A 19,819-nucleotide genomic window follows, 5' to 3' on the forward strand; every position below is an offset into this window, starting at 1 on the left:
CAGTTGACAAAGAGCCAAAATAAAAAAAGTCCTAGAGAATATATCTCTAGGACAAAAAGATTCAAATATTAGAATATCGATTATTCGATGATGTCTACTACTGAACCAGCACCTACTGTACGTCCACCTTCACGGATAGAGAACTTAGTTCCTTTTTCAACAGCGATTGGCGCGATTAATTCTACAGTCATAGCAACGTTGTCACCTGGCATAACCATTTCTACACCTTCTGGTAATTGGATAACTCCAGTTACGTCAGTTGTACGGAAGTAGAATTGAGGACGGTAGTTTCCGAAGAATGGAGTATGACGTCCACCTTCTTCTTTAGATAATACGTAAACCTCAGAAGTGAATTTTGTATGAGGTTTTACTGATCCTGGTTTAGCTAATACTTGTCCACGTTGGATTTCTTCACGAGAAATACCACGTAATAAAGCTCCGATGTTATCTCCAGCTTCAGCTTGGTCTAATAATTTACGGAACATTTCAACACCTGTTACAGTAGTTGATTTTGTTTCATGGTAACCGATGATTTCAACAACGTCACCAACTTTAACAACCCCACGCTCAACGCGTCCAGTTGCTACAGTACCACGTCCAGTGATTGAGAATACGTCCTCTACTGGCATTAAGAATGGTAAATCAGTTTGACGAGCTGGAGTTGGGATGTACTCATCTACAGCAGCCATTAATTCGTTGATTTTTGCTTCCCATTCAGGTTGTCCTTGTAATGCTAATAATGCAGATCCGTGGATTACTGGAACTTCATCACCTGGGAAATCGTACTCAGATAATAAGTCACGAACTTCCATTTCAACTAATTCTAATAATTCTTCGTCGTCTACCATGTCACATTTGTTTAAGAAAACAACTAAACGAGGTACACCAACTTGGCGAGATAATAAGATGTGCTCACGAGTTTGTGGCATTGGTCCATCAGCAGCAGATACTACTAAGATACCACCGTCCATTTGAGCAGCACCAGTGATCATGTTTTTAACGTAGTCAGCATGTCCTGGGCAGTCAACGTGTGCGTAGTGACGGTTGTCAGTTTCGTACTCAACGTGTGCAGTTGAGATAGTGATTCCACGTTCACGCTCTTCTGGAGCACCATCGATTTGGTCGTAAGCGCGAGCTTCTGCTTTACCTGATTTAGATAATACAGTTGTGATAGCAGCTGTTAATGTAGTTTTTCCGTGGTCAACGTGACCGATTGTACCGATGTTAACATGCGGTTTAGTACGTTCGAATTTAGCTTTTGCCATGCTAATATCCTCCTCTAAGTTACATTTTTTGTATTCAACATTTTTATTTTACAATACCGCTAATAAGAATGCAAGTATTACATTCTTATTAGCAGCGGATATATGAACACATCAATTAACAACGATTATCCACGATGTTTTTTGATGACTTCATCAGCGATTGATTTTGGAACTTGCTCATAGTGATCCATTTCCATTGAGTAGTTTCCGCGTCCTTGTGTGTTAGAACGTAATGCAGTTGCATATCCGAACATTTCAGATAATGGAACATATGCACGGATAACTTGCGCGTTACCACGAGCTTCCATTCCGTCTAAGCGTCCACGACGTGAAGTGATATCTCCCATTACGTCTCCTAAGTACTCATCTGGGATAACAACTTCTACTTTCATAACTGGTTCTAAAAGAACTGGTTTACATTTGTCATAAGCATTTTTTAATGCCATAGAAGCTGCGATTTTGTATGCCATCTCACTTGAATCGACATCATGGTAAGAACCATCGAATAATGTAGCTTTAACGTCAACTACAGGGAATCCTGATAATTGTCCATTTTGTAATGCATCTTTTAATCCTGCATCTACAGATCCGATGTATTCACGAGGTACAACCCCACCAACTACAGCGTCCACGAACTCGTATCCAGCACCTGGTTCTTGTGGTTCAAATTTGATCCATACGTGTCCGTATTGTCCACGTCCACCAGACTGACGTACGAATTTACCTTCAACGTCTGCAGCTTGAGTGAATGTTTCACGGTAAGCTACTTGAGGAGCACCAATGTTAGCTTCAACTTTGAATTCACGACGCATACGGTCAACGATGATGTCTAAGTGTAACTCACCCATACCTGAGATGATAGTTTCACCAGTTTCTTCGTCTGTATGAGTACGGAAAGTTGGATCCTCTTCAGCTAATTTTTGTAAAGCGATACCCATTTTATCTTGGTCTGCTTTTGATTTTGGCTCAACTGATAAAGAGATAACTGGTTCAGGGAATACCATTGATTCTAAGATAACTTCGTGATCTGGATCACATAAAGTATCTCCAGTTGTAGTATCTTTTAAACCTACAGCTGCAGCGATATCTCCTGCGTATACTTCAGAGATTTCTTGACGGCTGTTAGCGTGCATTTGTAATAAACGTCCAACACGCTCACGTTTACCTTTAGTTGAGTTTAATACGTAAGTTCCTGATTGGATTGTTCCTGAGTAAACACGGAAGAATGTTAACTTACCTACGAATGGGTCAGTCATAACTTTGAATGCTAATGCTGCGAATGGTTCTTCATCAGAAGCATGACGCTCAACTTCAGTTCCATCTTCTAATGTTCCTTTGATTGCAGGAATATCAGTTGGAGCTGGTAAGTAGTCAATTACAGCATCTAACATTAACTGAACACCTTTGTTTTTGAAGGCTGATCCACATAATACTGGGAATAATTCAACGTTGATTGTAGCACGACGGATCGCAGCTTTTAATTCTTCGATTGAAATTTCTTCACCTTCTAAGTATTTCATCATTAACTCTTCATCTAAGTTAGATACTGCTTCAATTAATTGATCACGATACATTTCTGCATCTTCTAAGTGAGCTGCATCGATTTCTCCAACTTGGATGTCAGTTCCTAAGTCATTTGTATACATGTATTGTTTCATTTCAACTAAGTCAATGATACCTTCGAAATCATCTTCAGCACCGATTGGTAATTGAATTGGAAGAGCGTTAGCTCCTAAACGATCATGTAATGTTTTTACAGAGTATAAGAAATCTGCACCTGTTTTATCCATTTTATTTACGAATACAATACGTGGAACTCCGTAAGTAGTAGCTTGGCGCCAAACTGTTTCAGTTTGAGGCTCAACTCCTGATTGCGCATCTAATACTGCTACCGCACCATCTAATACACGTAATGAACGTTCAACTTCTACTGTGAAGTCTACGTGACCTGGTGTATCGATGATGTTTACACGGTGACCATTCCAAGCAGCTGTTGTTGCAGCTGAAGTGATTGTGATACCACGCTCTTGCTCTTGAGCCATCCAGTCCATTTGAGAAGCACCATCGTGAGTTTCTCCGATTTTGTGGATACGACCAGTGTAGTATAAGATACGTTCTGTAGTTGTCGTTTTACCAGCATCGATGTGTGCCATGATACCGATGTTACGAGTGTGATTTAAAGAGAATTCTCTTGCCATGTTCCGTTACTCCTCTCATAGTGAAATACTAAACTTTTAGGATTACTAGAAATCCAGTAATCCTAAAGTTATTTAAAATATTACCAACGGTAATGAGCGAATGCTTTGTTAGCTTCAGCCATTTTGTGAGTATCCTCACGTTTCTTAACAGATGCACCTGTGTTGTTAGCTGCATCGATAATTTCGTTAGCTAAGCGTTGCTCCATAGTTTTTTCTCCGCGAGAGCGAGAGTATTGAACTAACCAGCGTAATCCTAAAGTGATTCGGCGCTCAGGACGAACCTCTACTGGTACTTGGTAGTTTGCCCCACCGATACGGCGAGCTTTAACCTCTAATACAGGCATGATGTTTTCGATAGCTTCTTCGAATACTTCCATTGGTTCACGACCAGTTTTCTCAGCAATGATATCGAATGCATTATATAAAATAGTTTGTGCAGTACCTTTTTTACCATCTTGCATGATGTTGTTGATTAAACGAGATACTAATTTAGAGTTATAAATTGGATCTGGCAAAACGTCGCGTTTTGCTACATGTCCTTTACGTGGCATAATTTAGCCTCCCTTCCATTTTATCGAAAAAAGTTAGATTATTTTTTAGCTGCTTTTGGTTTTTTTGTTCCGTATTTAGAACGACCTTGCATACGTCCATCTACACCTGTAGCATCTAAAGTACCACGAACGATATGATAACGTACCCCTGGTAAGTCTTTTACACGTCCACCGCGAATTAAAACAACGCTGTGCTCTTGTAATTTGTGTCCAATACCAGGAATGTATGCTGTTACTTCTAAACCATTTGTTAAACGTACACGGGCATATTTACGTAAAGCCGAGTTTGGTTTTTTAGGTGTCATTGTAGCAACACGAGTACATACCCCACGTTTTTGTGGAGAGTATAAGTTAGTTTGTTCTTTCTTTAAACTATTGTACCCTACATTTAAATGACGAGATTTAGATTTTGTTTCTTTACTTTGACGTCCTTTACGAACTAATTGGTTAATAGTTGGCATATTAGTCCTCCTCTCATAAACTTAGTCCACTTATCCAGGTGGTTCATTTTAGTTAGAAAAAGTAAGCTTTGCCCGAAAGCAAAACTCACTTTGTTTTTTTAAAAGCCTTTATTAATCTAACATTTTTTTAGAATAATGTCAACAGTTCAAAAAAGTTTTTAATATTTTTCAACAGTATTATTGGCTTTTTTTGATATCTTATTCATCTTCAGCGTCTAAAAAATCAGTTTCATCGAAATCTAATTCGATATCTAATTCATCTAAATCGTCTTCTAATGAAAGATTTACTAAATCATTTGATACTTTTGAATCCGAAGTTAAATCGAATGGTAAAATATCCTCTTCAACTTCATCTTCAATCTTATGTACCGGTTGAATATGATCTTCTCTTAAAACACCTGTTCCGGCTGGGATTAACTTACCAATGATAACATTTTCTTTTAATCCGATTAATTCATCCACTTTACCTTTGATTGCAGCATCTGTAAGAACGCGAGTTGTTTCCTGGAATGATGCAGCAGATAAGAATGATTCTGTTTCAAGAGATGCTTTTGTGATACCTAAGATTGTTGGAATACCTACTGCAGGGCGTTTCCCACGCATGATTGCAGCAGCATTTACACGCGTATAATGAGTCATATCAATTAATGATCCTGGTAAAATGTCAGTATCTCCACCGTCGATAACTTTAACTTTTTTCATCATTTGATGAACCATGATCTCAATATGCTTATCTGATAATTCTACCCCTTGTGCACGGTATACATTTTGTACTTCTTTTAAGATGTATGCTTGTACAGCGGCAACATCTTTAACACGTAATAATTCTTTAGGATCGATTGACCCTTCAGTTAACATGTCTCCAGCTAATACTTCATCACCTTCAGCTACTAATGGTTGTACCCCGTAAGGTAATAAGTAGTTACGGCTTTCTAATTTATTTGTTAATGTAATTTCATAACGGTTTTTAGTATTTGCCTTAATTGTAGTAATTACACCATCGATTTCAGCAATGATTGCACGTCCTTTTGGATTACGCGCTTCGAATAACTCTTGGATACGAGGTAAACCTTGTGTAATATCGGCTCCGGCTACCCCACCTGTATGGAATGTACGCATCGTTAACTGAGTACCTGGCTCACCGATTGATTGAGCAGCCATGATACCAACAGCTTCCCCAACTTCAACCTCTTTACCAGTTGCTAAGTTTTGACCATAACATTTTTTACATACACCTTTTTGAGCATTACATGAGTAAATAGTACGGATATCTACTCCTTCAATACCAGCATCGATGATAGCTTTACCTAATTCATCTGTAATATATACATTGCGTTCTGCAATCTTTTCTTTTGTTACCGGATGATAGATAGGTTTTGCTGTATAACGTCCAACGATACGATCAAATAATGTTTCTACTGTTTGACCACGTTGTTTTAATTCAGTGATATATTGTCCTTTATCTGTACCACAGTCATCTTCACGAACGATTACATCTTGTGCTACGTCTACTAAACGACGAGTTAAGTAACCTGAATCGGCTGTTTTTAAGGCTGTATCGGCTAATCCTTTACGGGCACCATGGGTAGAGATGAAGAACTCAGTTACTGTTAAACCTTCACGGAATGAAGATTTGATTGGTAACTCAATTGTTTTACCAGATGGGTTGGCCATTAATCCACGCATACCGGCTAACTGCGTAAAGTTCGATGCATTACCACGGGCTCCTGAATCACTCATCATGTAAATGTGGTTATCAGCAGGTAACTCATTCATTAATACGTGTTGAATTTCATCTTTTACTTTCGCCCAAACATCGATAACTAAACGATAACGCTCATCATCAGTTAATAAACCACGGTTATAGAACTCTTGGATTTGAGCAACTTTATCGTCACCTTGTTTTAATAAATCCTTTTTCTTAGAAGATACGACTACGTCAGCAACCCCTACAGAAATTCCGGCAACAGTAGAATACTTAAATCCTAAGTCTTTTAAGCGGTCTAACATACGTGATGTTTCAGTTGTTTTATAAATACGGAATACTTCAGAAATGATATCTCCTAAGAATTTTTTCTTGAATGGAGAAACAATTTTAACATCCGCTAAGTGTGCTTTAATATCTGTTCCCTTTTCAACGAAGTACTTAGTTGGTGTAGCACCTTGTAAGTTCGTCATTGTTGGCTCATTTAAGTAAGGGAATGTTTTAGGTAAAATACCATTGAAGATAACTTTTCCTAAAGTTGTGATGATATATTTGCTATTTTGCTCTTCAGTGAAAGTCATGTTATTTAATGCTTTAGCATCTAATGCAATACGAGAGTGTAATGTTACATATCCGTTTGCATAAGCCATCATTAATTCATTTGTATCTTTATAGATATTACCTTCACCAATTGCTCCTGCTTCCTCCATCGTTAAGTAGTAGTTTCCTAATACCATATCCTGAGATGGAGTAACGACTGGTTTACCATCTTTCGGGTTTAAGATGTTGTTTGCAGCAAGCATTAATAAACGAGCTTCAGCTTGTGCTTCTTGAGATAAAGGAACGTGAACCGCCATCTGGTCACCATCGAAGTCGGCATTGAATGCTGTCGTTACAAGAGGGTGAAGACGAATTGCGCGTCCTTCTACAATTTTAGGTTCGAACGCTTGGATACCTAAACGGTGTAATGTTGGGGCACGGTTTAATAATACTGGATGCTCACGAATTACGTCTTCTACAACGTCCCATAATGCATCATCCATGCGCTCAATCATTTTCTTAGCACTCTTAATATTTTGTGCTAAATCACGTTCTACTAATTCTTTCATAACGAATGGTTTGAATAACTCAAGAGCCATTTCTTTTGGTAATCCACATTGATACATCTTTAAGTCTGGTCCTACTACGATTACAGAACGTCCAGAGTAGTCAACACGTTTACCTAATAAGTTTTGACGGAAACGACCTTGTTTACCTTTTAACATGTGAGAAAGTGATTTTAATGGACGGTTTCCTGGACCGGTAACTGGACGTCCACGACGACCATTATCAATTAAAGCATCTACTGCTTCTTGAATCATACGTTTCTCATTGTTAATGATAATATTAGGCGCACCGATTTCTAAATAACGAATTAAACGGTTATTACGGTTAATAACACGACGATATAAGTCATTTAAGTCAGATGTTGCAAAACGTCCACCATCTAATTGAACCATTGGACGTAATTCTGGTGGAATTACCGGTAATACGTCTAAGATCATCCAATCAGGACGGTTTCCTGAATTACGGAATGATTCCACAACTTCTAAACGTTTGATAACTTTCCCACGTTTTTGACCTTGTGCAATTTTTAATTCAGAACGTAATTCTTTCGCTAATTTATCTAAATCTAATGATTCTAATAACTTTTTAATGGCTTCAGCACCCATACCTACTTGGAATGCATTCCCCCATTTTTCATATGCTTCACGATATTCTTTTTCAGTTAATACTTTTTGTTTAATTAAATCAGTTTTACCTGGGTCAATTACAACATAGTTTACAAAGTAGATAACTTCTTCAAGCTCACGAGGAGACATATTTAATAATAGTCCCATGCGGCTTGGAATACCTTTTACATACCAAATATGTGCAACAGGTGCAGCAAGTTCGATGTGACCCATACGTTCACGACGAACTTTTGCTACTGTTACTTCTACACCACAGCGATCACAAACGATCCCTTCGTGGCGAATACGTTTATATTTACCACAAGCACACTCACAGTCTTTTTGTGGACCGAAGATACGCTCACAGAATAATCCATCTTTTTCAGGTTTTAATGTACGATAGTTGATTGTCTCAGATTTTTTAACTTCACCATAAGACCATTTACGGATTGTATCTGAAGATGCTAAACCGATCTTCATATACTTAAACTTGTTAACATCTACCAAGGCGATTCCCTCCTTGCGTCTAATTATTATTCAACTGTTTCTGGAACAACGATTTGATGAGTTTTTACATTCTCAAGATCGCGGATTTCAATTTCATCTTTGTCATCAGATAAGATTTTAACATCCATACCTAATGATTGTAACTCTTTAACTAATACTCGGAATGATTCAGGGATACCTGGTTCAGGAACATTTTCTCCACGTACGATAGCTTCGTATGTTTTAACACGTCCTGTGATATCATCTGACTTAACTGTTAAGATTTCTTGTAATGTGTATGCCGCACCGTATGCTTCAAGTGCCCATACCTCCATCTCACCGAAACGTTGTCCACCGAATTGAGCTTTACCTCCAAGCGGCTGTTGAGTTACTAATGAGTAAGGTCCAATTGAACGGGCATGTAATTTGTCATCAACCATGTGGGCAAGTTTAATCATATACATAACCCCAACTGAAATTCGGTTATCGAATTTTTCACCTGTACGTCCATCATATAATACAGTCTTCGCATCTGGGTCCATACCAGCTTCTGCGATGATTGCTTCTAAGTCTTCAGTTTTAACACCATCGAATACTGGAGTTGCAACGTGAATTCCTAATTTTTTAGCAGCCATACCTAAGTGAATTTCTAAGATCTGACCGATGTTCATACGTGATGGTACCCCTAATGGGTTTAACATGATATCCACTGGTGTTCCATCTGGCATATATGGCATATCTTCTTGAGGTAAGATTTTAGAGATAACCCCTTTATTACCATGGCGTCCGGCCATTTTATCTCCCTCAGAGATTTTACGTTTTTGAACAATGTAAATACGAATTACTTCGTTTACACCTGGTGATAAGTCATCACCGTTACGACGAGAGAAGTATTTAACGTCATGTACAATTCCGTCTCCACCGTGTGGTACACGTAATGATGTATCACGAACTTCACGTGCTTTCTCACCGAAGATAGCATGTAATAAACGTTCTTCTGCAGTTAATTCAGTCTGACCTTTAGCAGTTACTTTACCTACTAAGATGTCATCTTCTTTAACTTCAGCACCGATACGGATAATTCCACGCTCATCTAAGTTTTTAAGAGCGTCTTCCCCAACACCTGGGATATCACGTGTAATTTCTTCTGGGCCTAACTTAGTGTCACGAGCTTCTAATTCATATTCTTCAATGTGAATTGATGTATACACATCATCTTTTACTAAGCGTTCACTCATGATGATGGCATCCTCATAGTTATATCCGTTCCATGTCATGAATGCTACAACGACGTTACGTCCTAAAGCTAATTCTCCGCTTTCCATTGATGAACTATCTGCTAATACTTCACCAGCATTAATATGATCACCTAGGCGAACGATTGGACGTTGGTTTAATACAGTACTTGAGTTTGAACGAACAAACTTAATTAATGGATAACGATCTAATCCTCCATCAGCATCACGACGAACACGGATTTGTTTTGAATCAACGTATTCTACTGTTCCGCTGTTGTGAGCAACTACTGCTTGCCCTGAGTCTTTTGCCGCTACATATTCCATACCTGTACCAACGAATGGGGCTTCAGGAATTAATAAAGGAATGGCCTGACGTTGCATGTTGGCTCCCATTAATGCACGGTTGGCATCATCGTGCTCTAAGAACGGGATACATGCTGTGGCAACAGATACAATCTGTTTTGGTGATACGTCCACGAAGTCAACACGTTCAGCAGGAACGATTAAGTTTTCACCACGATGACGAACAATTACTTTTTCAGGTAAGCAATCATTTGCATCTAAATCTAATCCAGCTTGTGCTACTACATAACGATCTTCTTCGTCAGCAGTTAAATAACGGATTTCCCCAGTTACTTGCATTTTTGTTTCTCCAGTTGCTTCATCAATAACTGGGATAACTTTACGATATGGAGTCTCAATGAATCCAAATTCGTTAACTTTTGCATAAGATGATAAAGAGTTGATTAACCCGATGTTTGGTCCCTCAGGCGTTTCGATAGGACACATACGACCGTAATGAGAGTAGTGAACGTCACGTACTTCCATTCCAGCACGTTCACGTGTTAAACCACCTGGCCCTAAAGCAGATAAACGACGTTTGTGCGTTAACTCTGATAATGGGTTAGTTTGATCCATGAACTGTGATAACTGTGAGCTACCGAAGAACTCTTTAATTGCAGCTGTTACAGGACGAATGTTAATTAAGCTTGAAGGTGTGATTCCTTCACTTTCTTGAATTGACATTCTTTCTTTAACAACACGCTCCATACGAGATAACCCGATACGGAATTGGTTTTGTAATAATTCACCTACTAGACGTAAACGACGGTTTCCTAAGTGATCGATATCATCTAAGTAACCTACTGAATCTAATAAGTTGAAGAAGTAACTTACAGATGCAAAGATATCTGAAGTAGTAATGTGTTTACACTCATCTTCTACATTTCCGATAATTTTTACAACTTGATCCCCTTCATTTACTCGTTGTGAATAAACTTCGAATTCTTGAACATAAGTTTGTGTTTCTTCTAAAGGATTCACTAATTCGACTTTTTTAATATTTAAACGATCAATTTTATCAGCTAATACTTCTTCAAAGATACGACGAGTAATTACTGTACCTTCTTCTACTAGTACTTCACCTGTCTCTGAATCAAAGATATCACTAGCTAATTTTTGATTTAATAAACGTTCTTGTGCACTTAATTTTTTGTTGAATTTATAACGTCCAACATGAGCTAAGTCGTATCGTTTAGGATCAAAGAAACGAGAAACGAATAAAGTTCGAGCACCATCGATCGTAGCATGCTCACCTTGACGAAGTTTTTGGAAGATTTCCATTAATGCTTCATCAGAGTTAACAGTTTGGTCTTTTTCTAACGTATTTAAGATATACTGATTTTCACCAAACATTTCGATGATTTGTTCTTTTGTTGAAAGTCCTAATGCACGTAATAAAACTGTAATTGGAATTTTACGCGTTCTATCGACACGAACATAAACAATGTCTTTTGCATCAAGTTCATACTCTAACCATGCACCACGGTTAGGAATTACTTGTGCAGCATATTTTTCTTTACCGCTCTTTTTATCAGTCTCTTTATTGTAGTAAACACCTGATGAACGGACTAATTGTGATACGATTACACGTTCAGAACCATTGATAACAAATGTTCCTGTTGGGGTCATTAAAGGGAAGTCCCCCATGTATACTTCGCTTTCCTTCACTTCCTTAATTGCGTGTGTTTCTTCGTCTTTAATGTGTAAACGAACCTTAACACGTAAAGGGGCAGCATAGTTAGCATCGCGTTCTTTAGCTTCTAAAACAGAATATTTTGGTTCTCCTAAGCTATATCCAACGAATTCAAGCGCTAAATTACCGTTATTGTCTTCAATTGGAGAAATGTCTTTGAACATTTCACGAATACCTTCATCAAGGAACCACTGATAAGAAGCAGTTTGAATTTCAATTAAGTTAGGGAGTTCGAGTGCAACATCAATTCTTGAGTAATTACGACGTTGTCTCTTTTTACCATATTGAACAATTTTCCCTGCCACGCGTTTCACCTCTTTGTTTGTTTATGTAAACTTTTGTTGTTTTTTTTATTCAACACCTAATGTATTTGACTTAGCACATGTAAAATACAAGCAGTATTAGGCATTTTATAATAATATCAAATTTTTTCAATAGTGTCAACGTCTGATAGACTTTAATATAAAATATCCTTTATCTTTGTCGACAACTTCACAATTCCCATAGACTTCTTCCATTTTCGCTTTAGCAGATGGAGCGCCTTGTTTTTTCTGTATTACTATCCAAAGTTCACCATTCTCAACCAAATATTCTTTAGCTTCTTCAATAATGGCGTGAACAACTTTTTTCCCTGCACGGATTGGAGGATTCGATAAAATAGCCGCGAATTCACCTTCTACACCATCATAGCAAAAGCTTTCATACATTGTTGCATTTGAAATTCCATTATCCTGTGCATTCTTTTTTGATAGTTCTAACGCTCGTTGATTAACATCTACCATATGAATATTTCGATTTACATAACTTTTAGCTAAACTCAAACCGATAGGTCCGTAACCACAGCCAACATCTAAAATATTCCCATCTACTTCTGGAACAGTAAAGCTTTCTACTAAAAGTCTAGAACCAAAGTCAACATCTCTCTTCGAAAAGACCCCAATATCTGTTGTGAATTTGAGTTTATGCCCTCTAAGTGTGTAAGCAAAGTCCTTTTCGTCCGAACGAGCATTAACATTGTTAGTATAATAATGCATGATCACAACCCCTTTTGATTTTACCTAAAAATTAGAGAATATGAACATTTTTACATGCTCTATTATTGCCATGTTAAAGTAAATTATTACATTATATGTTTATGAAATAAAAACCTGAGGCGATAAACACACTCAGGTTTTTATTTATATTTCAGCGAAACTTATATTAAAGTTAATTATTTAACTTCAACAGTAGCTCCAGCTTCTTCTAATTTAGCTTTTAATTCTTCAGCTTCTTCTGGAGAAACTTTTTCTTTGATTGGAGCAGGAGTTCCGTCTACTAATTCTTTAGCTTCTTTTAATCCTAATCCAGTGATTTCACGAACTACTTTGATAACACCGATTTTTTTAGCTCCAGCGTTTGTTAAGATTACATCTACTTCAGATGGTCCAGCAGCAGCTTCAGCTCCACCAACAACAGCTACAGGAGCAGCAGCAGTTACACCAAATTCTTCTTCGATAGCTTTAACTAATTCGTTTAATTCTAAAACTGACATTTCTTTGATCGCTTCGATCATTTCAGCAGCAGTTAATTTTGCCATTTTATTTTCCTCCTTCAAATTAGGGATTTTTCCCTTTTAGGTTAATTTTTTAAATTTCAAAAATTATTCAGCAGCAGCTTCTTCAGCCACTTCAGTTGTTTCAGCAGCAGCCTCAGCTACAGGTGCTTCAACACCAGCTTCTTTTTGTTCAGAAACAGCTTTAACAACACATGCCATATTGCGCATTGGAGCTTGTAATACAGAAAGTAACATAGATAATAAACCTTCGCGGTTTGGTAATTTAGCTAATTCCATAACTTGCTCTAATGAAGCAACAGATCCTTCGATTAAACCAGCTTTTAATTCTAAAGCTTGGTGTTCTTTAGCGAAGTTGTATAATACGCGTGCAGGTGCAACAACGTCTTCTTTAGAGAATGCAACAGCAGTTGGACCAACGAATGCTTCACCTAAACCTTCGAATCCAGCTTCAGTCACAGCACGACGAGAGATATTGTTTTTTAATACTTTAAATTCAACACCTTCAGCACGTAATTGTTGACGTAATTCAGTTACTTCAGCAACAGTTAATCCGCGGTAATCAACAACTACTAAAGAAGCTGATTCTTTGAATTGCGCTGCGTACTCAGCAACTAATTGAGATTTCATTTCGATTGCAGTAGCGCTCATTATTCACACCTCCTATGTTCGTTCTAAGTCCGTAGAAAAACCCTTTTACCCACTAAAATGTGGACAGAAGGGTGTAACTAAGGCATGAAAATAAATAATATATATATCCAAAACCTCGGTAGGATCATTAAGCCAAAGGCCCCTACTGTCTACGGTAATTCTATTCAATTATCAATAAGAAAAATTATTTTTCTAATGATTCAGATGCAACTTTGATACCAGGTCCCATAGTTGAAGAAACAGCGATGTTTTTCACGTAAGTTCCTTTAGCTGCAGATGGTTTAGCTTTTAAGATAGTATCAAAGATAGCTTTGAAGTTTTCAACTAATTTTTGGTCTTCGAAAGATACTTTTCCGATTGGAACATGTACGTTACCAGCTTTATCAACGCGGTATTCTACTTTACCAGCTTTGATTTCATTAACAGCTTTAGTAACATCCATTGTTACAGTACCAGTTTTAGGGTTTGGCATTAAACCACGTGGTCCTAAAACGCGTCCTAATTTACCAACTTCAGCCATCATATCTGGAGTAGCTACAACTACATCGAACTCCATCCAACCTTGTTGGATTTTGTTGATCATATCGCTATCTCCTACGAAATCTGCTCCAGCCGCTTCAGCTTCTTTAGCTTTTTCACCTTTAGCGAATACTAATACTGAACGAACTTTCCCAGTTCCGTGAGGTAATACCATAGCTCCACGAATTTGTTGATCCGCTTTACGTGGGTCAACTCCTAAACGGAAAGCTACATCTACAGTTGCATCAAATTTAGCAACATTAGTTTTCTTAACTAATTCAACAGCTTCTTCTACAGAGTATAAAGTAGTAGAATCAACTAATTTTTTGGCTTCGATGAATTTTTTACCTTTTTTAGCCATTCTAAGTACCTCCTAAATTGTGGTTAACGGAATCTCCTCCCACAGATTTAGGTTGTAATCTACAACCTAAAACGGTAGATTAGTCTTCTACAACGATTCCCATTTGTCTTGCAGAACCTTCAATAATACGCATTGCAGCTTCTACTGTATTCGCGTTTAAGTCTGGCATTTTTTGCTCAGCGATAGCACGAATTTGATCTTTAGTTAAAGTAGCAACTTTTTCCTTGTGAGGTAAAGATGATCCACTTTGAATTCCAGCAGCTTTCTTTAATAAGTCTGATGCTGGTGGAGTTTTTGTAATGAATGTAAATGAACGATCTTCATAAACTGTGATTACTACTGGGATAATACTTCCCATTTGTTCACGTGTACGTTCATTGAATTCTTGACAGAATCCTTGAATGTTCGCACCTGCTTGTCCTAATGCTGGACCTACTGGTGGAGCTGGATTTGCTTTTCCTGCAGGAATTTGTAATTTAACAATACTTTTTACTGCTTTTGCCACGCGACACACCTCCTCTAAGTCCGTGATGTGGTTATTTGGGTGTTTCACCCTCCCACTTGATATGAATCTCATATCAACTACGATAGTTTATCACCTTTTTTTATATTAGGCAAGATTTTTTTTTATTCGACTTCACAAATTTGTCCGAAATCTAATTCGACTGGTGTTTCGCGTCCAAATAAATCCACTAACACACTAACTTTACCATGTTCTTTGTCGATTGATTCGATTTTTCCAACTTGTCCTGAGAATGGACCAGCTGCAACTAATACTTGTTGTCCAACTTCGATATCTAATGATACTTCGACACTTGTAACACCCATCTTCTTAAGAATTGGCATAATTTCTTCTGTTGGAAGCGGAACTGGACGAGTTCCTTTACCACTTGATCCTAAGAATCCAGTTACACCTGGTGTATTACGAACCATGTACCAAGAATCATCTGTATCGATCATTTCTACTAAGACGTAACCAGGGAAAGTTTTCTTTAACTTTTCTTTACGTACACCGTCTTTGATTGTTACTTCTTTTTCTTCCGGAATCAATACTCGGAAGATTTTGTCTTGCATATTCATTGTTTCAATACGTTTTAATAAGTTAGTCATTACTTTATTTTCATAACCAGCATACGTTTGAACAACATACCAACGTTTTTCCACTATCATGACCTCCTACCCTAGTAAACTCATTACTTGGGAAATCACTAAGTCAACAGCAAAGAAGAAGATTGATAATACAACTACGAAGATTAACACTTGTAATGTATATGTTTTCATCTCTTTTTCTGTTGGCCAAGCAATCTTCTTTAATTCAGCAGACACACCTTTAAAAAACCCTTTTACCTGACTCATCATGTAGCCCCCCTATACTATTCTTATTTTGTTTCCTTATGCATTGTATGTTTTCCACAACGCTTGCAGAATTTTTTAACTACAAGACGCTCGCTGTGTGTTTGTTTATTTTTAACCGTTGAATAGTTGCGACTTAAACATTCGTCACAAGCTAAAATTACTTTTGTGCGCATTATTTGACCTCACAATTTTTATATCTTAACTTCATCTACTCTATCAAAAACAACCATCATTGTCAATAAAGCTAGCAACATTGCCCAGAAGATGAGTTTATTTTATTTAAATTCTTTAACTTACTTTTGCATCGACTCAAAGCATTATCTACTTTTTTAGGGGGCACACTCAGAATCGTTGCTATCTCAATATAATTATTATCTAATAAATAGTATTTCAAACACGTTTTTTCAAATTCAGATAAAATCCCCTTTTCTCTTAAAGCAAATTCGAGAAGTAGACGTTCATTCAAGGTGTTATGGTCTCTATCTAAATAATAATAGACTTGTGCCTCAGAAGCTATTGGTAAAACCGGATCACTATAATCAGTTAACAAATCTAAACCAGCGCTTCGTTTAGCTTTACGATATGCAGTCGTAATCGCATTTCGTACACATGTCATCGAATAAGAATAAAAACTAGCAATGGATGTTTCATCAAATGTATAAATCGATTTGATAAATGCCATTCGTCCTTCTTGAAAAAAGTCCTCGTAATCGAATCCAACTCCATAATAAGAAGAGGCGATTTTTCCAATTAGCGGCGAATATTTCTGGATGAGGATATCTAAAGCTGCTTCATTTTGTTCACGAACTAAGTATACCAACTCATAATCATTATATTCAACCTTCACCGTATTCCTCCTAAGACACTATTTAATAGGATTGCGTTTATTATAAATTTCGTACATTAATAAGGCAGCTGCCACTGATGCATTTAACGAAGTAACGTGACCACGCATTGGAAGATAAACTTTGAAATCACACGCTTCACGTACTAAACGACTCATTCCTTTTCCTTCACTCCCGATGACTAAACCTAACGGTAAACTAGCATCTAGTGTGCGGTAATCTTGTGCTTCACTCGCATCAGTTCCAGCAATCCAAAGTCCCGCTTCCTTTAACTGGTTAATTGCTACTGTTAAGTTAGCCACACAAGCCACTGGGACGTGCTCAATAGCACCCGTTGATAATTTAGCAACAGTGCTTGTTAATCCAACTGAACGGTCTTTACGAATAATAATTCCATCTACACCTGATGCATCAGCCGTACGTAAAATCGCTCCTAAGTTATGTGGATCCTCAAGACCATCTAAAATCAGAATGAACGCGGGTTCTTCTTTTTGAGTGGCCTTTTTGATTAAATCATTTAAAGGCATGTATGCATATGGCTCAACGATTGCTAAGACACCTTGATGATTTCCTTTAACATCATATTTATCTTTAGCCATTTGCTCAAATTTTTGCTTAGGTAATACTTTGCAAGAAATGTTTTGTTTCTCCACTAATTCCATTAATCCCGCATCATGTTGAGCAACCGCATCAGTAACAATCACTTCAAAGACTTTACGTTTTGATTCTAATACTTCATTCACCGTATTTTTTCCGTAAATAACTTCACGATTGCTATCTTTTTTAGAAATAGCTTTTCCTTCTTTTTTAGGAGCTTGTTTGTAATCACGTTTTGATGCTTTATCTTTTTTCGCACCTTTTACTGGTTTCGCCATTAGTTTGTCACCCCATCTTTAAATTCGATACTATAAGACACGATTTCATCTAATCGTTGTGCTTGTTCCGTTAAATATAAATACCCAATTAACGCTTCAAACGCTGTTGAATGGGTATAAGTTAACACATCCGTATTTTTAGGAACGGAACGACTTTTCGTATTACGTCCTTTTTTAACCACTTCTAATTCCTTCTCTGTTAAGAGATTTTGTTCTATTAAATAAGCTAAAGTCGTGGCTTGTGCATGAGCAGAAACATATTTGACTGCTAATTGATGCAGACGATTTGGTTTATTAATCCCACGTCTACAAAGCATCTCACGAACTTTTAAGTCATAGTACGAGTCTCCCACAAAGGCTAACATCGTACTATTCATTTGATTTACTTCCATCTTCTCACGCGCCTTTTCTAATATCGTCATTATTATACACTAAATCATTATCTTTTAACGAAAAAGCCAATTCAAACCGTGACTTTCACGAATTCGAGTCATTTCTACGAAAAACTCTAATCTTCTCTTCTAATAAATGGCACTAAACATGAACTCTTTTCTTAAATTCAATAAAAAAGACTCCATCCTTTCGAATGGAATCTTTATTATCATATCTCATTTTATAAAACATTTAAAGCCTGTAATTGTGCTCTTAGCTCATCTGCTTTCTTAAAGTCTTTCGCTTTGCGTGCTTCTTCCCAAGCTTTCATTAACTCGCGCTCTTCTAAAGTTAAACGTTTCTTACTTAAATCAAATCCAAAAATATAAGCCATATTTTGAAGTGTCATTAAGGCATATTTACAAGCTGCATCACTTGCTTTTGCACGCGTCATTTTATTAATTTCTTTAATCACACCGTATAAACTTGTAATCGCATTTGATGTATTGAAGTCATCTTCAAGTGCTAATGTAAATTGTTGCATTAAATTTTCAATCTCAGGAACGACCTCTCCTTCCACATCTAATGCTTCGGCTAAATCAAGTTTTAAATGTAATTGTTCAAACGTTGATTTAATTTTTTGCCACTCTTTAACTGCTAACTGAATATTTTCTTCTGTATAGTTAATTGGTTGACGATAATGAACTGATAACATGAATAAACGGAAGGCATTCGCATCAATTGCTTCAATTAAATCTTTAACATTAATCACATTTCCTAAAGACTTACTCATTTTTTCGTTATTTAAACCTAAACGTCCCACATGCATCCAGTAATTTGCTAAGCTATGACCATTCATACAGATTGATTGAGCAATTTCATTTTCATGATGAGGGAATTGAAGGTCTGTTCCGCCACCATGAATATCAATCTTACCGCCAAATTCTTTTCCGATCATAACCACACATTCCGTATGCCAACCTGGGCGTCCCGCACCCCAAGGCGAATCCCATGTGATTCCTTTATCAGTTTTTTTCCATAACACAAAGTCTAATGGGTTCTCTTTTTTAGAATCTTCTGCGATACGAGCTCCAACTTCTAACTCTTCAATTTTCTTTCCTGATAATTGACCATACTCACGTACTTTATCAATACGGAAGTACACATCTCCATCAACCGCATAAGCAAATCCACGCTCAACTAATTCATGAATGAACTGAATCATCTCATCCATATTTTCAGTTACTTTTGGCATTGAAGTGAATGGTAAAGCATTTAATAGCTGATTACATTCTAAAAAGTAATTTAAATATTTTTCAGCAATCTCTGCTTCAGTTACTTCTTCTTCAATGGCACGGTTAATAATTTTATCATCCACGTCTGTTACGTTTGAAACAAACTCAACCTCATATCCTAAATATTTAAAATAACGATGAACTAAGTCGAAAAATAATACAGGACGTGCATTTCCAATGTGAATATAGTTATACACGGTTGGTCCACAAATATACATTTTTACCTTATTTTCTTCAATCGGTTTAAATTCTTCTTTCTCACGCGTATACGTATTATAAATTAACATTGTGAGTCCAACTCCTATCTTTCTAGATGTTATCTTCATTTTAATATATTTCGAT

At 37.1% G+C, this 19,819-nt stretch carries 18 protein-coding genes and 1 other annotated feature; all 18 genes read right to left on the reverse strand.

Annotated features, from left to right (window positions below; all coding sequences use genetic code 11):
- Positions 1-80: 80 nt before the first annotated feature.
- The 18 genes from tuf to cysS all read right to left on the reverse strand — a co-directional run bounded on the left by tuf (position 81) and on the right by cysS (position 19,764).
- Positions 81-1,265 carry an elongation factor Tu gene (tuf, locus tag NEH74_RS04070; protein ID WP_055243030.1) on the reverse strand — a complete coding sequence of 395 codons (1,185 nt, stop codon included), beginning with the start codon at positions 1,263-1,265 and terminating at the stop codon, positions 81-83.
- A gap of 125 nt (positions 1,266-1,390) precedes the next feature.
- Positions 1,391-3,463, reverse strand: coding sequence for an elongation factor G (gene fusA / locus NEH74_RS04075; RefSeq protein ID WP_055275529.1), 2,073 nt, complete (start codon positions 3,461-3,463; stop codon positions 1,391-1,393).
- 80 nt (positions 3,464-3,543) lie between these two features.
- Entirely contained in the window at positions 3,544-4,014 is a 471-nt protein-coding gene (rpsG, locus tag NEH74_RS04080) for a 30S ribosomal protein S7 (protein WP_006784426.1), read from the reverse strand.
- A 38-nt stretch (positions 4,015-4,052) separates the two neighbouring features.
- The gene (rpsL, locus tag NEH74_RS04085) at positions 4,053-4,475 is read right to left on the reverse strand and encodes a 30S ribosomal protein S12 (protein WP_055243034.1); all 423 of its coding nucleotides are present in this window, start codon (positions 4,473-4,475) and stop codon (positions 4,053-4,055) included.
- A 198-nt stretch (positions 4,476-4,673) separates the two neighbouring features.
- Positions 4,674-8,399 carry a DNA-directed RNA polymerase subunit beta' gene (rpoC, locus tag NEH74_RS04090; protein WP_055243036.1) on the reverse strand — a complete coding sequence of 1,242 codons (3,726 nt, stop codon included), beginning with the start codon at positions 8,397-8,399 and terminating at the stop codon, positions 4,674-4,676.
- Positions 8,400-8,425: 26 nt separating this feature from the next.
- Positions 8,426-11,965 carry a DNA-directed RNA polymerase subunit beta gene (rpoB, locus tag NEH74_RS04095; protein WP_256637861.1) on the reverse strand — a complete coding sequence of 1,180 codons (3,540 nt, stop codon included), beginning with the start codon at positions 11,963-11,965 and terminating at the stop codon, positions 8,426-8,428.
- Positions 11,966-12,091: 126 nt separating this feature from the next.
- A complete protein-coding gene (locus tag NEH74_RS04100; protein ID WP_055243040.1) occupies positions 12,092-12,685 on the reverse strand; it encodes a class I SAM-dependent methyltransferase in 594 nt (197 codons plus the stop codon).
- 176 nt (positions 12,686-12,861) lie between these two features.
- Positions 12,862-13,227, reverse strand: coding sequence for a 50S ribosomal protein L7/L12 (gene rplL, locus NEH74_RS04105; protein WP_055243042.1), 366 nt, complete (start codon positions 13,225-13,227; stop codon positions 12,862-12,864).
- Between the two features lie 63 nt (positions 13,228-13,290).
- Positions 13,291-13,854 (reverse strand): 50S ribosomal protein L10, encoded by a 564-nt coding sequence (gene rplJ, locus NEH74_RS04110; RefSeq protein ID WP_055305253.1) that lies wholly within the window; start codon positions 13,852-13,854, stop codon positions 13,291-13,293.
- Between the two features lie 25 nt (positions 13,855-13,879).
- Positions 13,880-14,027: a sequence feature (ribosomal protein L10 leader region), on the reverse strand.
- A gap of 11 nt (positions 14,028-14,038) precedes the next feature.
- Entirely contained in the window at positions 14,039-14,734 is a 696-nt protein-coding gene (gene rplA / locus NEH74_RS04115; protein WP_055243046.1) for a 50S ribosomal protein L1, read from the reverse strand.
- Between the two features lie 79 nt (positions 14,735-14,813).
- Positions 14,814-15,239, reverse strand: coding sequence for a 50S ribosomal protein L11 (gene rplK, locus NEH74_RS04120; protein WP_055243048.1), 426 nt, complete (start codon positions 15,237-15,239; stop codon positions 14,814-14,816).
- A 122-nt stretch (positions 15,240-15,361) separates the two neighbouring features.
- A complete protein-coding gene (gene nusG / locus NEH74_RS04125) occupies positions 15,362-15,898 on the reverse strand; it encodes a transcription termination/antitermination protein NusG (protein WP_055243049.1) in 537 nt (178 codons plus the stop codon).
- A 12-nt stretch (positions 15,899-15,910) separates the two neighbouring features.
- Entirely contained in the window at positions 15,911-16,090 is a 180-nt protein-coding gene (secE, locus tag NEH74_RS04130; RefSeq protein WP_055243051.1) for a preprotein translocase subunit SecE, read from the reverse strand.
- A gap of 23 nt (positions 16,091-16,113) precedes the next feature.
- The gene (gene rpmG, locus NEH74_RS04135) at positions 16,114-16,263 is read right to left on the reverse strand and encodes a 50S ribosomal protein L33 (protein WP_081448230.1); all 150 of its coding nucleotides are present in this window, start codon (positions 16,261-16,263) and stop codon (positions 16,114-16,116) included.
- Positions 16,264-16,334: 71 nt separating this feature from the next.
- The gene (locus NEH74_RS04140) at positions 16,335-16,937 is read right to left on the reverse strand and encodes a sigma-70 family RNA polymerase sigma factor (protein ID WP_055243052.1); all 603 of its coding nucleotides are present in this window, start codon (positions 16,935-16,937) and stop codon (positions 16,335-16,337) included.
- An 18-nt stretch (positions 16,938-16,955) separates the two neighbouring features.
- Positions 16,956-17,810, reverse strand: coding sequence for a 23S rRNA (guanosine(2251)-2'-O)-methyltransferase RlmB (gene rlmB / locus NEH74_RS04145; RefSeq protein ID WP_082417956.1), 855 nt, complete (start codon positions 17,808-17,810; stop codon positions 16,956-16,958).
- Positions 17,810-18,232, reverse strand: a complete 423-nt coding sequence (locus NEH74_RS04150) for a Mini-ribonuclease 3 (protein WP_237297005.1) — start codon at positions 18,230-18,232, stop codon at positions 17,810-17,812. Before NEH74_RS04150 ends, rlmB begins: the two co-directional genes overlap by 1 nt.
- Positions 18,233-18,423: 191 nt before the next feature.
- The gene (cysS, locus tag NEH74_RS04155) at positions 18,424-19,764 is read right to left on the reverse strand and encodes a cysteine--tRNA ligase (RefSeq protein WP_055275524.1); all 1,341 of its coding nucleotides are present in this window, start codon (positions 19,762-19,764) and stop codon (positions 18,424-18,426) included.
- Positions 19,765-19,819 lie beyond the last annotated feature (55 nt).

This window comes from Turicibacter sp. GALT-G1 (assembly GCF_025594995.1).
Taxonomy (GTDB): domain Bacteria; phylum Bacillota_I; class Bacilli_A; order MOL361; family Turicibacteraceae; genus Turicibacter; species Turicibacter bilis.

Coding starts and splice junctions, on each gene's coding strand:
- tuf (WP_055243030.1), bottom strand. CDS start 1,265: ATGGCAAAAGCTAAATTCGAACGTACTAAACCGCATGTTAACATCGGT.
- fusA (WP_055275529.1), bottom strand. CDS start 3,463: ATGGCAAGAGAATTCTCTTTAAATCACACTCGTAACATCGGTATCATG.
- rpsG (WP_006784426.1), bottom strand. CDS start 4,014: ATGCCACGTAAAGGACATGTAGCAAAACGCGACGTTTTGCCAGATCCA.
- rpsL (WP_055243034.1), bottom strand. CDS start 4,475: ATGCCAACTATTAACCAATTAGTTCGTAAAGGACGTCAAAGTAAAGAA.
- NEH74_RS04100 (WP_055243040.1), bottom strand. CDS start 12,685: ATGCATTATTATACTAACAATGTTAATGCTCGTTCGGACGAAAAGGAC.
- rplL (WP_055243042.1), bottom strand. CDS start 13,227: ATGGCAAAATTAACTGCTGCTGAAATGATCGAAGCGATCAAAGAAATG.
- rplJ (WP_055305253.1), bottom strand. CDS start 13,854: ATGAGCGCTACTGCAATCGAAATGAAATCTCAATTAGTTGCTGAGTAC.
- rplA (WP_055243046.1), bottom strand. CDS start 14,734: ATGGCTAAAAAAGGTAAAAAATTCATCGAAGCCAAAAAATTAGTTGAT.
- secE (WP_055243051.1), bottom strand. CDS start 16,090: ATGAGTCAGGTAAAAGGGTTTTTTAAAGGTGTGTCTGCTGAATTAAAG.
- rpmG (WP_081448230.1), bottom strand. CDS start 16,263: ATGCGCACAAAAGTAATTTTAGCTTGTGACGAATGTTTAAGTCGCAAC.
- rlmB (WP_082417956.1), bottom strand. CDS start 17,810: ATGGCGAAACCAGTAAAAGGTGCGAAAAAAGATAAAGCATCAAAACGT.
- NEH74_RS04150 (WP_237297005.1), bottom strand. CDS start 18,232: ATGACGATATTAGAAAAGGCGCGTGAGAAGATGGAAGTAAATCAAATG.
- cysS (WP_055275524.1), bottom strand. CDS start 19,764: ATGTTAATTTATAATACGTATACGCGTGAGAAAGAAGAATTTAAACCG.